Genomic DNA, 16,606 nt, shown 5'->3' with positions numbered 1-16,606 from the left:
AGGGACTTTTGCAGATGCATGTGAATAGTGAGTACGAATGCTATGACAGAAAAATACAGGGCCGATATTGACGGTCTGCGGGCAATCGCTGTCGTGGCGGTATTACTTTTTCACGCTTTTCCCGGCGCTTTTCCTGGCGGATTCGTTGGCGTCGACATTTTCTTCGTCATATCCGGTTTTCTCATCTCGGGAATACTCATTTCGGAGTTTCAGCTAGGAACCTACTCTCTCAAGAATTTCTATATTCGTCGAATCAGGCGGATTTTTCCCGCGCTCGTGACCGTGCTTCTGTTCAGTTTCTTGGCTGGCTGGTTTATTCTCCTGCCAGCAGAGTTTGCCCAGCTTGGAAAGCATATCGTTGCCGCGGCAAGTTTCTGCGTTAATCTCGTTTTGTGGAACGAAAGCGGCTATTTTGACAACGCCGCAGAGACAAAGCCCCTACTCCATCTTTGGTCTTTGGGTGTTGAAGAGCAGTTCTATATCATCTGGCCAATTCTGCTTTGGCTGACGTTTCGGCGTAACCGATCCGTTGCCACGATGACGGCCATCATCTTTGCCGCTTCTTTCATACTGAACATCGCCCAGAGCGTTTCAAACAGCACGGCAGATTTTTATTCTCCTCTCACCAGGTTCTGGGAGCTTCTTGCTGGGGCTGTAATCGCGATTGTCTCGGCCAAGCCTCGTACAACCATGTCATCCTGGATGGAAGGTTTGCAGCAATCGAAACCGTTCGCTGCGTTACTAAGTCTGACCGGGCTGGCTCTTATTGGCTCGTCGCTAGTGTTTGTGCGCGAAGAAGGGTTCCCCGGATGGCAGGCGCTATTCCCTGTTTTCGGAACAGTATTCATCATTGCCGCTGGCTCCAAGGCTCTACCCAATCGTAGTCTGCTGTCCCTTCGTCCGATGATCTATGTCGGGCTCGTAAGCTATCCTCTCTATCTTTGGCATTGGCCGCTGCTTTCCTTTGCGCGAATTTACACGCAAGCGATTCCCGGTCCGCTTCTGGCCGCAGTGCTTTTAGGAATATCATTTCTGCTGGCCAGCGCGACATATCACTGGATAGAACGCCCCTTCAGACAAAAATATTTCGCTCGCAACGCATATATGTGGCTAATCGCGGCTATGGCCGGCCTTGGCCTTGCAGGCCTTGCGACCATGTACTTCCAGGGCTTTTCGGACCGAGCGGTAGCAAAAAACAATATGGACCTCGAGGCCAAGTTCGATGGAGGCCTTCCCAGTTCAGCAATACGCTGTCCGAATCTGACTTCAGAAGAGTTGATTTTCTTCAACTGCGTTGTGGACGGTCGCGAACCGCCGCGCTTTGCCCTTCTGGGTGACAGCAAGGCAGGTGCCCTTTACGAGGGCATTTTGCGCACGTCGGAACCTGGCGGAAGATGGCTATTTCTCGGGTCGGGGGATTCCGGTCCGCTTGTACCAGTTCTGACGGACGACCCGTTTTACGCCTCTGTACCACAGGACGCAGTGCAATCGGCCATCGATCAGATCAAGGCGAACTCGTCGGTCGACACCGTGGTGATCGCTACGGCAACCCGTGCTCTGTTCAGGCTGAAGAACGACAGAGATATCGAAGACCTCCCGGAAAGCCCAAACTTCAACAATGCATTGGACGGGTTGGACCGCGCTGTCGGCGCGTTGCTTACAGATAGCGATAGGAGGATCATTCTGCTCATAGATAACCCGACGCTTCCTCCCCCGGAAGACTGCATCAGCCGTGTAACAGGCGTTCCCCTGCTGAACAAATTGCTGGGCCGAACACGCAATGAAGCCTGCGCGATACCTGTGGCACGGCAGCTTGAGCTTTCTGCCCAGTACAGAAGGTTGTTAGAAACAATTGCAGAGAGGCATCCCGGCAGAGTGGAGTTGTTTGATACGATTCCGGTGCTCTGCGACAGTGAGGCGGGACTGTGCTCGATGTCGAGAAATGGTCGGCCGCTATATGGCTATACCGACCATATATCCGATTATGCCGGCACCATTCTGGGAACAGAGATCAACAGCTTTCTGGAAGACAGACGCGTTCCGCCAACTTCAAGCTCATCTTCCGGCAATTAGGCAGAAGCCAGGTGGTCAAATGAAAGCTCGCGAGATCAATGCAGGACCAACCGTTCACGAGCCCGCCTGATCGTCTCCGATAATACAATTCTCTTTGAGACATAGAAAAACTGCGTTTGGGGCAAGAAATCATCATCCTCTTTCGATTGAAATGCTACGCCATTGCCGTGGCTTTTCATATCCGGACAAGACAAGCCGCGCAGCGTGCACAGACCGCCTTTCAAACCGCCGGCCCGCTTCCAAGCGTAAACTGGCCAAAATTCGGAAATGCCGACGACGCGGTGTTCCCGTCGTGGGGCAACGGCTCGGCAATATCCATCTCGCTCTGGAACAGCGCCCATTTGTCAGTCCCAAGCATCTGCTCTGTGCCGGACCAGCCGGTCGAGCCCGCGAGCCAGATCAGGTCCGCATGGCCCGCGCCGACCACAGCGGAGGCCACGGTTCCGGAGCCATAAATCCCGAGCCTGTATATGCCCTTCAGCGCCTTGGACACGGCGGCGAAATAGGATTCGACGGTCTGGAGATCGGCGCTTTCATCATAGTCATAGTCGACGGAGAAATAGATCGCGGAGCCATGCGGCTGTCCGATCGCGGCCGCAAGCTTCAGCGCCTGCGTCGCATCGCGGCTTCCATTCGCCGGGTCGAGATCGTCAATCTTTCCGTCCGCGCCGCCGGTCTGCTCGAACACCACCGCCATTGTAAGACCGGCGGCGGCAAGCGCGCTGGCCTCGGCCGGCTGAAATTGCTTCTGCGGCAGCGACGCGGAGTCCTCGAGATTGTAATAGCGGATGACTGTCTCGACGCCGCCGCTTTTCAGTTGGGGAATATAGGCCGTCGTGTTCCACGGCGTATCGATGATACTGTACATAGCGCTCCATCCTGGCAAAAGCCGATAATGCAACCTATGGTATATTAAATCATCAAAAGCAACCAGATTAAAAATCTATGGTCGCATTTAGGGGCCGGATCGCGATATCATGCGGTAAAACAGGCTCCGCGCCACACCGGAAAGCGCCTCCTATCCCGGCAAATGCTGATGCGGATCAGGGCGGCGATATCACAGAGAGGCCCGACATGATTGCCATACCCGGCTACACCAGCGACGGCGAGCGCATGGTCTTCATCATCACCGGCAAGGTCTATCACGAGTGGAACGGCGATACCGAGGTCCATGTCCTGATCGCCGCGCCGGACGAGGACACCGCCGTGCGCAACACGCTGAACGCGCTTGCAAACGAGGGCTATTCGGAAGCCGATCTCGACCAGATCGGCATGATCTCCGAAATCCCCGACGAGGAGCCCCACGCGTCAGCCTATCAGACAGCCCTCGAAGGCGAAGTCGCGATCGTGAAGCTCAGCGGCGCGGAATAGCAGCGCGACTGCAAGGCCGCCAAAAAAAGAATGGCCGGCTCCAAAGGAGCCGGCCCTGTCATCATGAATGCGAAAACGCTCTATTCCGGCGCACCGAGTTCGAAGAACTGCTGCTCGCTATCCAGCTTCCAGGTCTTGATCTCTTTCGCATCGAGATCCTGGCCTTCGAGCGATACCTTGCGAATGGCGGAGTCATCGTAGGTGCGGATGTAGAAGGTCTTGCTCTTGGTGTCGTTACTGCTGGTCCACTGGGTATAGTCAGCGATGATATTGCCGTGTTCGTCCTTTTCCCTTCCGGTTCTCACCACCCCGCGCGGGATATCGAAATTGTTCAGGATATGGAACATCTCGAAGACGGCATCCTCACCATCATCGCTGTCGAAAACGCCGTTCGAGTAAATGGCGGCGCGCACGAACCGCGAAGGCGGCGTGAAATCGCCAGGCAGGCCAAGCAGGCCGGTGCCTTCGCCGAGACCCGGCACGGTCAGATCACCGATCTTCTTCGGCTTGGAATTCCAGAGGTCGAGATTCAGATAGTTGTTTAGGTTGATCAGGTGCCAGTCGAAGGTTGGCTGGTTGGTGATGGTGCCTACCGGATTGTCATACAGGTGGAGCTTGCCTCCGGAATATTCAATGACCAGCGTGGCGCCGGAGGGATCGGTCACGACATAATGGACCGGCATCACCATGTTCCACTGCTTGAACATGACGGCAGGGACGACTACCTCCTGAATGCCCGCACGAGCTTCCTCGACGGTGGCGAAGTTGTCGAGGATATAGGAGACCACTTCCCACGGCGCGATGGTCTTCGAAGCGTCATCCGCCGTATAGGGCTGATAGTCGGCATAGTCCATAAAGTAGAAGATGCCGGCAGAAAGTCCCTTCTCGTTCAGACCATCGATGATGACAGGCAGGCCGAGCGCATTGGCTCCGACGCTGGCATATTTCGTTGTCCAGGTCTTGCCCTGCTTTTCATCGGGCGTGGTGCCGGCCTTTTCGAAGTTGCGTGGCACGAGAATGACATTCGACTTGATATCGATCCCGAATTCCATGGTCCGGCCTCGCACCACCGTGCCGTCCGTGGCCGTCAACACGATCCCGGTGCATGCCTCCGCCACGGAGCCCAGCATCAGCGACGCGGCAACCGCCCACGTCATCAACCGGCCGCCCCGTCCCAGCTTTTTTTTGTCAAAACGCATAATGGTTTCCCTTCTTCCATGCGAAGCCACGTCATGAAATCCCCTGATCGCCTTTGGCTCCGCGACCGCTTCACTGTGTGCCTACGCCCTTATTTTGGCCAACAAATTTTCACTTAGACCCAAAAATGGTCCAGGCGGCCGGTTGTCTGATGGGCGGGGGGCGGCGAATATTTTCCGCACGGAAGGGAGCCGGTCAGCAGCGTTCAATCCGCTTTCCGGGAGCTATTTCCGGACCTGACCTCAACCTGAGCTGTGAGCCGCAGCAAATGCTCTCGTAAACTGCGCAACCGGCATCGGCCGTCCGTACAGGAAACCCTGCACACAGATGTCGGGATAGATGGCGACGAGATGGTCGGCCTGGCCTTTGGTCTCCACGCCCTCGCAGATCAGGGTCACCTCGAGCGCTGCGGCAAGTTCACAGACCTTGCTGACGATCACCGCGCCGATTGCCTGTTGGTCGAGCGCCTGGGTGAACATCCGGTCGATCTTGATGCCCGCGATCGGCATGCGGGCGATATAGGCAAGGTTCGAATAGCCCGTGCCGAAATCGTCGATGAGGATGCGATAGCCGCGCCGGCTGAAAGCCGCCATCGCCTGGGTCAGACTGTCCTGGCTCGCCGTCGAGCGCTCCGTCAGTTCCAGCGCGACCTGACTGGCGGAAAGCCCGTGGGATCGGGTTTCGGTCTCGAGAAAATCCAGAAACTCCAGGCTCAGTATGTCCTCGGAGGCGACATTGATGCTGACATAGAAATCCGGATCGGCCGCAAAATGCGCCGCCATGTCGGTGAATGCCCGTTTGACGACGCTGCGGGTGATCCGTCCTATCAACCCGCAGGTTTCCGCCGCGGGGATGAACTGGTCGGGCGGAATCAGCGTCCCGTCGAAATCCACCAGCCGCGCAAGGGCTTCCGCCCCGCATATCCTGTTGTCGGAAAGCCTGACGATCGGTTGATAATGCACGGTGAGCCGGTCATCATTGAGCGCCCGATCCAGCTTCTGACGCCAGGACCGGCTTTCACGATAGAGATGGGCGTGCCAAAGCCCGAGGAAGGCGCCGGCCGAAACGCCGCCGGCCAGGACAAGTATGAAATCAAGCGGCGCCGTTTTCAAAAGGGCAGGCGCGTCATAGGTGGCGACGACACAGACATCGGTCTTGTCATTGCAGCGCGAATAGACCCTTCGCCGGGCTATGCGATACCAATCACTGTTGCTTCCGAGCAAAGTCGCAAGCCCTTCGGTATCGCCGAAAGATTGATAGTTGTAGCCGGCATCGCTTGTCAGCACGAGGGCGGCCAGACGTTCGGCTGGGTCTTCGTAGCGGGCGAAGGCAGACGGCGCCGTCATCACGACGCTGTTGCCGAACGAGGCCATGTCGGCCGCAAGGCCAGCCGGCGCGATGCCTCTTGTGCCCTTCCAGAGCGTGGCCCCGTTAACGCCCACGACCTGGAAACGTGACGGCATCTCCACCGGCTCCGCCAGTTCGCCCCATATGCCGGTGCAGACCAGGTACCCGCCCCGCAAGCGACCGACATCGGTAAGATAGGGGGCGGCAAACACGACGCCGCGCATCGCCTCCAGATCCTCCGGTGAACAGGGTGCGTTGTCAGATCGGTCGAGGGTGCGCAATACCATCAGGCTGGTTTCGGCGACGGAGACCGCGTTTTGAAAGACATCGGAGCCATAATACTCGACATATTCGTCGGCGTTATGGTTGCGGATGAACTCGGCAATCACCAGCGAACATATCCCGCCCAGAAAAACCCAGACAAGACAGATGATCCAGATGCTCCGCCTACCCGCCTCCATGTCGCTTCCTTTCCGCCGCCGCGCAAATCAGGGGACCCGTCAGGTCTGCCCTTCTCTGCCGCAAATCGTCCGTCAATCCCTCTGAGATCGACTGCCGACGACAAGACCGCGTAACCAGCAAATGCTATCGCTAGCATTTTAGGAATAAATGTTAAAGACCGCCGAAAGTCGGTGGCCTCTTACACAAAAGCCTGAAAACGGCCGGAAATCCGAAGCCGGGGGCAATCTACCGGCCGCGGCCGGCTTTCCGGTTCAACGCGGATAGCACCGGGGCGCCTCGCCGCCGCCGGAAACCCTCGGCGGGCCTTGATGATGAGATTGTCGCGGACGCGCCGCGATAACCATCCTTGTCATGTACCTGGCGCCCCGTCCCGGCCTTGTTATCAGAGCGCGCAAGGTGCTCCATTTTTCCATGCGAAGCGAAAGACTGGAATCCCTCATCACCGCTCGCTCCACAGTCACTTCAGTGTGTGCGTCCGGCGTTGTTTTGGCTAACGCTATTTCAGTTGGACCCAAAAATGGTCCAGTCTCGCCGCCCGCGACGGAAGCGGAGGAGACCGCGCAGCAGGCAGGAGCCAGACTGCGTTCTACCGGCTGAAGGCCGAACGCATCAGACCGAAACCGGCCATGGCGAACAGACCGGCCACCGCGCCTTCGACAAAGCGCCTGAAACGCTGATAACCCGACATCGCGCCGGACAGCGAAAACGCCAGAGCATAAAGCATATAATTGGCGAGCCCGAGGATCATGCAAAACCCCGTGGCGACGATCATCGGCTTTCCGCCGGAGTCCGCACCGATGGAAAGCGCCGCCATCCACACCAGCACGGCCTTGGGATTCGAGAGGTTGAGGACGAGACCGCGGCGAAACCAACGCCCGTCCGTGGTCGTTTTCCCGTCAGGCTCAATGCCAGACTTTGCCGCGGCACGCGCCGACTGGAAGGCGAGGTAGAGCAAATAGGCCCCGCCGAACACTTTAAGCACGCTCAGGAAATAGACAGATCCCTGAAGCGCCGCCCCCATGCCCGTCGCAGCGACAACGCCCCAGAATGAAAGCCCCGCGGCAAGACCGGCGCCGAAAACAAGCCCCGCGGCTCTGCCAAACCGCATCGCGATCGTCGCGACGGCGATATTGGCCGGACCGGGCGAGACGGCAACAATAAAGAATGCCACCGCGATGGCGAGAATACCGGAAAGATCGGCCATCAAAGTGGTCCCCGCTACGTTCGAGAAGCAGGTTATGCGCGTTGGCAACGCCTCGCAAGCCTGTTGGGCGGCAGTAGGCTGCATAACGAAAAAGCCGCCGGCACGAGACCGGCGGCTTTCAGATCAGCTAGCTTCAACGCAGAGGCTTATTCGCCCGGCTGCGGCTCGCTTTCCTCGTTCATCTGCGACAGCATCGGGGTCGCCTCGTCGGCGCCGGAAGCCTTGCGGCGGGCGTCGATGATGAGGTCGTCGCGGGTGGTCGCGATGCGACGGACCTGCGACATGGCGCGACCGGTACCGGCCGGGATCAGACGGCCGACGATGATGTTTTCCTTCAGGCCCTGCAGGGTATCGACCTTGCCGGCAATCGCCGCTTCGGTCAGCACCTTGGTGGTTTCCTGGAAGGAAGCCGCCGAGAAGAAGGACGGCGTCTGCAGCGAGGCCTTGGTGATGCCGAGCAGCACCGGTTCGCCTTCCGCAGGCTTCTTGCCCTGCGCGACCAGTTCCTCGTTGAGATTATCGAAGGCAATCGCCTCGACAATATCGCCGGAGATATAGCCGCTGTCGCCCGAAGACGTGATCTCGATCTTCTGCAGCATCTGGCGAACGATCACCTCGATGTGCTTGTCGTTGATCACCACGCCCTGCAGACGATAGACTTCCTGGATCTCGTTGACGAGGTAGGAAGCCAGCGCCTCGACGCCCTTGATCGCAAGGATGTCGTGCGGAGCGGGGTTGCCGTCGAGGATGTAGTCGCCCTTCTCGATGTAGTCGCCATCCTGCAGATGGAACGGCTTCGACTTCGGAATGAGATATTCCACCGGCTCGACACCATCTTCCGCAGGCTCGATCTGGATGCGGCGCTTGTTCTTGTAGTCGCGGCCGAAGCGGATCGTACCGTCGATCTCTGCGATCACGGCATGGTCCTTCGGACGGCGGGCCTCGAACAGTTCCGCAACACGCGGCAGACCACCGGTAATGTCCTTGGTCTTGGCGCTTTCCAGCGGCGAACGCGCAAGCACGTCACCCTGGCTGACCTTCTGGCCGGGCTCGACCGAGAGGATCGCGTCAACCGAGAGCGGCAGGCGGGCTTCGCCGCCGCGCGGCAGCTTCAGCACTTCGCCGTCCTCGCCGCGAATGACGATTGCCGGCTTGAGGTCCGCACCACGCGGGGTCGAGCGCCAGTCGATGACCGAACGCTTGGTGAAGCCGGTGGCTTCGTCCGTCGTTTCGGTAACCGAAAGACCTTCGACCAGGTCCTCGAAATCGACCTTGCCTTCGACTTCCGTCATCATCGGGCGGGTATAGGGGTCCCACTCGGCAAGACGCTGGCCGCGCTTGACCGTATCGCCGTCATCGACGAACAGCTTCGAACCATAGGCAACCTTCTGCGAAGACCGCTCCTGATCGCGCTGGTCGAGGATCTGGATCGCCATGTTGCGGCCCATCGCCACCAGAACGCCATCGGAATTGCGCAGAACGTTGCGGTTCTTGATGCGCACCGTACCCTCATAGGAGGATTCCAGGAACGACTGGTCGACCACGGTTGCCGTACCGCCAAGGTGGAAGGTACGCATGGTGAGCTGGGTGCCAGGCTCGCCGATCGACTGCGCGGCGATAACGCCGACAGCCTCGCCGAGATTGACCGGCGTACCGCGCGCAAGGTCGCGACCGTAGCAGACCTGGCAGACGCCTGTCTGGACTTCGCAGGTCAGCGCCGAACGGATCTGCACCGACTGGATGCCGGATGCTTCAATCCGCGCCACATCCGCCTCGTTGATCTGACGGCCGGCCTCGACGATCAGTTCGCCGGTGGTCGGGTCCTCGATGTCCACGAGGGCGGCACGGCCGAGAACGCGCTGGCCGATGGAGGCCACCACCTGACCGGCATCGACGATGGCGGTCATGGTCAGGCCCTTGTCGGTGCCGCAATCCGCCGTGTTGACGATGCAATCCTGCGCAACGTCAACGAGACGACGGGTCAGGTAACCCGAGTTCGCCGTCTTCAAGGCGGTATCCGCAAGACCCTTACGGGCGCCGTGCGACGAGTTGAAGTACTCGTTCACGGTCAGGCCTTCCTTGAAGTTCGAGATGATCGGGGTCTCGATGATTTCGCCCGACGGCTTGGCCATAAGACCACGCATGCCGCCCAGCTGACGCATCTGGTTCACCGAACCACGCGCGCCGGAATGGCTCATCATGTAGATCGAGTTCATCTGCTTCTGGCGGCCGGTTTCCGGATCGAATTCGACCGCGCGAATGCGGGCCATCATCTCTTCGGTGACCTTCTCGGTGGCCTTGCCCCAGGCGTCGACAACCTTGTTGTACTTTTCGCCCTGGGTGATCAGGCCGTCATTGTACTGCTGCTCGTATTCCTTCACGAGCGCCTCGGTCTCGGCGACGATGGTGTGCTTGGCGTCCGGAATGACCATGTCGTCCTTGCCGAACGAAATGCCGGCCTTGCAGGCGTGGCTGAAGCCGAGCTGCATGATCCGGTCGCAGAAGATCACCGTGTCCTTCTGGCCGCAATGACGGTAGACCGTGTCGATCATCTTGGAGATGTTCTTCTTGGTCATTTCCTGGTTGCAGGTGTCGAACGGCACGTTGGCGTTCTTCGGCAGAAGCTCGCCGATGATCATCCGGCCCGGCGTCGTGTCGTGGATCTTGGAGACGACATTGCCGTCCTCGTCCACGGTCTTGAACCGGCCCTTGATCTTGGCGTGCAGCGTGACGACCTTGTTTTCCAGCGCATGATGCAGTTCGCCCATATCGGCAAACACCATGCCCTCGCCCGGCTCCTTCTCGTTCATGATCGAGAGGTAGTAGAGGCCGAGAACCATGTCCTGCGACGGCACGATGATCGGCAGACCATTGGCCGGGTGCAGAATGTTGTTGGTCGACATCATCAAGACGCGCGCTTCCAGCTGCGCTTCAAGCGACAGCGGGATATGCACGGCCATCTGGTCTCCGTCAAAGTCGGCGTTGAAGGCGGTGCAGACCAGCGGATGCAGCTGGATCGCCTTGCCTTCGACCAGGATCGGCTCGAACGCCTGAATGCCGAGACGGTGAAGCGTCGGCGCGCGGTTCAGGAGAACCGGATGCTCGCGGATAACCTCGTCGAGGATATCCCAGACTTCCGGACGCTCCTTCTCGACCAGCTTCTTCGCCTGCTTGACGGTCGAGGAGTAACCCTTGGCGTCGAGACGGGCGTAGATGAACGGCTTGAACAGTTCGAGCGCCATCTTCTTCGGCAGGCCGCACTGGTGCAGTTTCAGCTCCGGACCGGTCACGATGACCGAACGGCCGGAATAGTCGACGCGCTTGCCGAGCAGGTTCTGACGGAACCGGCCCTGCTTGCCTTTCAGCATGTCGGACAGCGACTTCAGCGGACGCTTGTTGGCGCCGGTGATGACGCGGCCGCGACGGCCGTTGTCGAACAGCGCATCAACCGATTCCTGAAGCATACGCTTCTCGTTGCGGATGATGATGCCCGGCGCGCGCAGCTCGATAAGCCGCTTCAGGCGGTTGTTACGGTTGATGACGCGACGATAGAGATCGTTAAGGTCGGACGTCGCGAAACGGCCGCCATCGAGCGGCACGAGCGGACGCAGATCCGGCGGGATCACCGGAACGATCTTCATGATCATCCATTCCGGACGGTTGCCCGATTCCAGGAAGTTCTCGACGATCTTCAGACGCTTCATCAGCTTCTTCTGCTTCAGGTCCGACGTGGTGTCGGCAAGCTCGGCGCGCAGATCGCCCGCGATCTTGTCGAGATCCATGCTGGCAAGCATCTCATAGATCGCTTCGGCGCCGATATTGGCCGAGAACTGGTCCTCGCCGAACTCGTCGACCGCCATCATGTATTCTTCTTCCGAAAGGAGCTGGTTCTCCTTCAGGTCGGTCAGGCCCGGTTCGGTGACGATGTAGTTCTCGAAATAGAGAACGCGCTCGACATCCTTCAGCGTCATGTCGAGCAGCGTCGAAATGCGGCTCGGCAGCGATTTCAGGAACCAGATATGGGCTACGGGCGCGGCGAGCTCGATATGGCCCATGCGCTCGCGGCGAACGCGCGACAGCGTAACTTCAACGCCGCACTTTTCGCAGATAATGCCCTTGTATTTCATGCGCTTGTACTTACCGCACAGGCACTCGTAGTCCTTCATCGGGCCAAAGATGCGCGAGCAGAACAGACCGTCGCGCTCGGGCTTGAAGGTACGGTAGTTGATCGTTTCCGGCTTCTTGATTTCGCCATAAGACCAGGAAAGGATCTTCTCCGGGCTGGCGATCGAGATCCGGATCGAATCGAAGACCTGCGCCGGCGCCTGCGGATTGAAAAGATTCATGACCTCTTGGTTCATGCCTGTCTCCTTGACTGGGCGGCATCGCCCTTGCTGGCAGTCGATCCGGTCAAAACCCCGATACCGGATGACCTGCCTTTAAAACGGTTGTGGCCGCGAAATGCGGCGAAACTGACACTTGAAGCTTACTTTATAAGCATCGAGCGCCGGCGACGCGCCCGCCCTTTCACAGGGGGCGCGTCGGCTCTCATCCTTATTCCGCGGCGTCCGGAAGCTCGACGTCGGGCTGCGGCTCCTCGGCGGAGTTCTCCAGTTCGACCGAAAGTCCGAGCGAGCGCATTTCCTTGACGAGAACGTTGAAGCTCTCCGGAATACCGGCTTCAAACGTATCATCGCCGCGGACGATGGCTTCATAGACCTTGGTACGACCGGCAACGTCATCCGACTTCACGGTCAGCATTTCCTGCAGCGTATAGGCGGCGCCGTAGGCTTCCAGAGCCCAGACCTCCATTTCGCCGAAGCGCTGACCACCGAACTGCGCCTTGCCGCCCAGCGGCTGCTGGGTCACGAGCGAGTACGGACCGATCGAGCGTGCATGGATCTTGTCATCAACCAGATGGTTGAGCTTGATCATGTACATGTAGCCGACCGTGACCTTACGGTCGAACTGCTCGCCGGTACGGCCATCGTAAAGCACCGACTGGCCAGACGGGTCGAAGCCAGCACGCGACAGCATTTCCGAAACGTCGCCTTCATGCGCACCGTCGAAGACCGGCGTTGCGATCGAGACGCCGCGCTTGGCTTCTTCGGCCAGACGCACCAGACCGTCATCATCGAAATACTCGACCTCGTTGCGGGCTTCGGAAGCGTAGACCTCGGTCAGCGTTTCCTTCAGCGGCGCAATGTCGTTGGTCTCCTTGTAGGCTTCCAGCATCTCGCCGATGCGCTTGCCCATGCCGGCACAACCCCAGGCCAGATGCGTTTCCAGAATCTGACCCACATTCATGCGGCTCGGAACGCCAAGCGGGTTCAGCACGACATCGACATGGGTTCCGTCTTCCAGGAACGGCATGTCTTCGGCGGGCAGGATGCGGGAGACCACACCCTTGTTGCCGTGACGGCCGGCCATCTTGTCGCCGGGCTGGATCTTGCGCTTAACAGCCACGAAGACCTTGACCATCTTCATCACGCCCGGAGGCATTTCGTCGCCGCGCTGGACCTTTTCGACCTTGTCCATGAAGCGCTGTTCAAGGCGGTTCTTGGATTCATCGTACTGGCCGCGAAGCGCTTCGAGCTCGCCCTGAAGGTTCTCGTCCTCGACGGCGAACATCCACCACTGCGAACGCGGATAGGCGTTGATGACCTCATCGGACAGCACAGCACCCTTCTTGAAGCCCTTCGGGCCCGCGATCGAGGTCTGGTCGCGCAGCATGTCGGAAAGACGCGCATAAACGTTGCGGTCCAGAATGGCCTGCTCGTCGTCGCGGTCCTTGGCGAGGCGTTCGATTTCCTCACGCTCGATCGCCATGGCGCGCTCGTCCTTCTCGACGCCGTGACGGTTGAAGACGCGAACTTCAACCACGGTGCCGAAGGTGCCGGGCGGCATGCGCATCGAGGTGTCGCGAACGTCCGAAGCCTTCTCGCCGAAGATCGCGCGCAGAAGCTTTTCTTCCGGCGTCATCGGGCTTTCGCCCTTCGGCGTGATCTTGCCGACGAGAATGTCGCCCGGATGCACTTCGGCGCCGATATAGACGATGCCGGCCTCATCGAGGTTCTTCAGCGCTTCTTCCGAAACGTTCGGAATGTCGCGGGTGATTTCTTCCGGGCCGAGCTTGGTGTCACGGGCCATGACCTCGAATTCTTCCAGATGGATCGAGGTGAAGACGTCATCCGAAACGATCCGCTCGGAAAGCAGGATCGAGTCCTCGTAGTTGTAGCCGTTCCACGGCATGAACGCGACGAGCGCGTTGCGGCCGAGCGCCAGGTCGCCAAGGTCCGTCGATGGACCGTCAGCGATGATGTCGCCCTTGTTCAGAACGTCGCCGACGCGCACCAGCGGACGCTGGTTGACGCAGGTGTTCTGGTTCGAACGCTGGAACTTCATCAGCCGGTAGATATCAACGCCCGACTTCGACGCATCGAGGTCTTCGGTGGCGCGGATAACGATACGGGTCGCATCCACCTGATCGACGATGCCGCCGCGCTTGGCGGCGATCGCAGCACCGGAGTCACGGGCAACGATCGGCTCCATGCCGGTGCCGACGAACGGCGCTTCGGCGCGCAGAAGCGGCACGGCCTGACGCTGCATGTTCGAGCCCATCAGCGCGCGGTTGGCGTCGTCGTTTTCCAGGAACGGAATAAGAGCGGCGGCAACAGACACGAGCTGCTTCGGCGAAACGTCCATCAGGTTGATATTTTCGCGCGGGGCCAGCATGACTTCGCCGGCGTGACGGCAGACGACGAATTCTTCGACGAAGCTGCCGTCATCGTTCATGATCGAGTTGGCCTGGGCGATGTAGTACTTCGCCTCTTCCATCGCCGACAGATAGATCACCTCGTCGGTGAGCTTGCCGTCATCCGAAATCTTGCGGTACGGGCTTTCGATGAAGCCGTACTTGTTGACGCGAGCGAAGGTCGCGAGCGAGTTGATAAGACCGATGTTCGGGCCTTCCGGCGTCTCGATCGGGCAGATACGGCCGTAATGGGTCGGATGCACGTCGCGGACTTCGAAGCCGGCGCGCTCACGCGTCAGTCCGCCCGGACCCAGCGCCGAAAGACGACGCTTGTGGGTGATTTCCGACAGCGGGTTGATCTGGTCCATGAACTGCGACAGCTGCGAGGAGCCGAAGAACTCGCGCACGGCGGCGGCCGCCGGCTTGGCGTTGATCAGGTCCTGCGGCATCACGGTGTCGATCTCGATCGAGGACATGCGCTCCTTGATCGCGCGCTCCATGCGGAGCAGACCCAGACGATACTGGTTCTCCATCAACTCACCAACGGAGCGGACACGACGGTTGCCGAGATTGTCGATGTCGTCGATCTCGCCCTTGCCGTCGCGCAGATCGACCAGCGTCTTTACGACGGCCAGAATGTCTTCCTTGCGCAGGACGCGTACCGTGTCCTCGGCGTCGAGATCGAGACGCATGTTCATCTTGACGCGGCCAACGGCCGACAGGTCGTAGCGCTCGGCATCAAAGAACAGCGAGTTGAACATCGCTTCTGCCGATTCCATGGTCGGCGGCTCGCCCGGACGCATCACGCGATAGATATCGAACAGCGCGTCCTGACGGTTCTCGTTCTTGTCGGCAACCAGCGTATTGCGGATATAGGCGCCGACATTGACGTGGTCGATGTTGAGGATCGCGATCTCATCGATGCCCTGGTCGATGATGCCGGCCAGATTCTTCTCGTCCAGCTCTTCGCCGGCTTCAAGATAGATCTCGCCGGTTTCCATGTTGACGAGATCTTCGGCAAGGAATGTGCCGTAAAGCTCCTCATCGGTGACCTTGAGCGCCTTGAGGCCGCCTTCCGAAAGCTTCTTCAGCATGCGCGGGGTCAGCTTCTTGCCGGCCTCGACCACCACTTCTCCGGTATCGGCGTCGGTCAGGTCGGCAACGACCTTCTGGCCGCGCAGACGCTCGGGCGAGAACGGCACTTTCCAGCCGTCGCCATCACGCTCGTAGGTAGCCTTCTCATAGAAGGTTTCGAGGATTTCCTCGGTGTCCATGCCGAGCGCCATCAAGAGCGACGTCGCAGGAATCTTGCGGCGACGGTCGATACGCGCGTGAACGATGTCCTTGGCGTCGAACTCAATGTCGAGCCAGGAACCGCGATAGGGGATCACGCGGGCGGCAAACAGCAGCTTGCCCGACGAATGGCTCTTGCCCTTGTCGTGGTCGAAGAACACGCCAGGCGAACGGTGCATCTGGGAAACGATGACGCGCTCAGTGCCGTTGACGATGAAGGTCGCGTTGTTGGTCATCAGCGGCATGTCGCCCATATAGACCGACTGCTCCTTGATGTCCTTGATGGACTTCGCGCCCGTGTCCTCGTCGATATCGAACACGATCAGGCGCAGCTTCACCTTCAGCGGCGCGGCATAGGTCAGGTCGCGCTGGCGGCATTCCTCGACGTCGAACTTCGGCTGTTCGAATTCGTAGGACACGAATTCGAGCATCGAAGCGCCGGAGAAATCGGTCATCGGGAAGACGGACTTGAACACCGCCTGCAGCCCCTCGTCGGGACGACCGCCCTTGGGCTCGTCAACCATGAGGAACTGGTCATAGGAGGCCTTCTGAACCTCGATAAGGTTCGGCATCTCCGCGACTTCCGGGATCTTTCCGAAAAACTTGCGTACGCGCCTGCGACCGTTAAAGGAAAGGGTCTGAGCCATTCAGGTAGCTCCTTCAATCTGCATCCGGGCCTGCAACAGACGGTCACCGATGGCCAATTGGCTCCGTCGTCATTTAAGGGTCTTCTTGAGAACCCATTACCCAAAGGCCCGAAAAGGGACTTTGGGTAATGGTTTCGCATCAGTTGTCGTCGTGGGGGGGGGGGGGGGGGCCGCCCCCCCCCCCAAAAAAAAAAAAAAAAAAAAAAAAAACCCCCCCCGCCTCCAACCGGCGCCACTAATATTATGTGTAGTGCTATA

At 59.2% G+C, this 16,606-nt stretch carries 8 protein-coding genes; 2 read left to right on the top strand and 6 right to left on the bottom strand.

Features of this window, described 5'->3' with window-relative positions; translation table 11 throughout:
• Positions 1 to 42 precede the first annotated feature (42 nt).
• On the top strand, positions 43 to 2,073 hold the full coding sequence (locus V6765_RS06900; RefSeq protein ID WP_448427394.1) for an acyltransferase family protein: 2,031 nt from the start codon (positions 43 to 45) through the stop codon (positions 2,071 to 2,073).
• 220 nt (positions 2,074 to 2,293) lie between these two features.
• Here V6765_RS06900 and V6765_RS06895 read toward each other — a convergent pair whose 3' ends face one another.
• Positions 2,294 to 2,941, bottom strand: coding sequence for a glycoside hydrolase domain-containing protein (locus V6765_RS06895; RefSeq protein ID WP_448427393.1), 648 nt, complete (start codon positions 2,939 to 2,941; stop codon positions 2,294 to 2,296).
• Between the two features lie 206 nt (positions 2,942 to 3,147).
• Here V6765_RS06895 and V6765_RS06890 point away from each other — a divergent pair, with 206 nt between their 5' ends.
• Positions 3,148 to 3,444, top strand: a complete 297-nt coding sequence (locus V6765_RS06890; RefSeq protein ID WP_448427392.1) for a transcriptional regulator — start codon at positions 3,148 to 3,150, stop codon at positions 3,442 to 3,444.
• 80 nt (positions 3,445 to 3,524) lie between these two features.
• On the opposite strand, the gene V6765_RS06885 is transcribed toward V6765_RS06890, so the two are convergent.
• The 5 genes from V6765_RS06885 to rpoB all read right to left on the bottom strand — a co-directional run bounded on the left by V6765_RS06885 (position 3,525) and on the right by rpoB (position 16,348).
• On the bottom strand, positions 3,525 to 4,643 hold the full coding sequence (locus V6765_RS06885; RefSeq protein ID WP_448427391.1) for a linear amide C-N hydrolase: 1,119 nt from the start codon (positions 4,641 to 4,643) through the stop codon (positions 3,525 to 3,527).
• A 240-nt stretch (positions 4,644 to 4,883) separates the two neighbouring features.
• Entirely contained in the window at positions 4,884 to 6,449 is a 1,566-nt protein-coding gene (locus tag V6765_RS06880; RefSeq protein WP_448427390.1) for an EAL domain-containing protein, read from the bottom strand.
• Positions 6,450 to 7,036: 587 nt separating this feature from the next.
• Positions 7,037 to 7,654 (bottom strand): LysE family translocator, encoded by a 618-nt coding sequence (locus V6765_RS06875; protein WP_448427389.1) that lies wholly within the window; start codon positions 7,652 to 7,654, stop codon positions 7,037 to 7,039.
• Positions 7,655 to 7,800: 146 nt separating this feature from the next.
• Positions 7,801 to 12,015: a DNA-directed RNA polymerase subunit beta' gene (gene rpoC, locus V6765_RS06870; RefSeq protein ID WP_448427388.1), complete on the bottom strand. Its 4,215-nt coding sequence runs from the start codon at positions 12,013 to 12,015 to the stop codon at positions 7,801 to 7,803.
• A gap of 193 nt (positions 12,016 to 12,208) precedes the next feature.
• On the bottom strand, positions 12,209 to 16,348 hold the full coding sequence (gene rpoB / locus V6765_RS06865) for a DNA-directed RNA polymerase subunit beta (RefSeq protein WP_448427387.1): 4,140 nt from the start codon (positions 16,346 to 16,348) through the stop codon (positions 12,209 to 12,211).
• Between the last annotated feature and the right edge of the window lie 258 nt (positions 16,349 to 16,606).

The sequence above is a fragment of the Martelella sp. FOR1707 genome (assembly GCF_053484265.1).
This window is presented reverse-complemented; position numbering and strand designations above follow the sequence as displayed.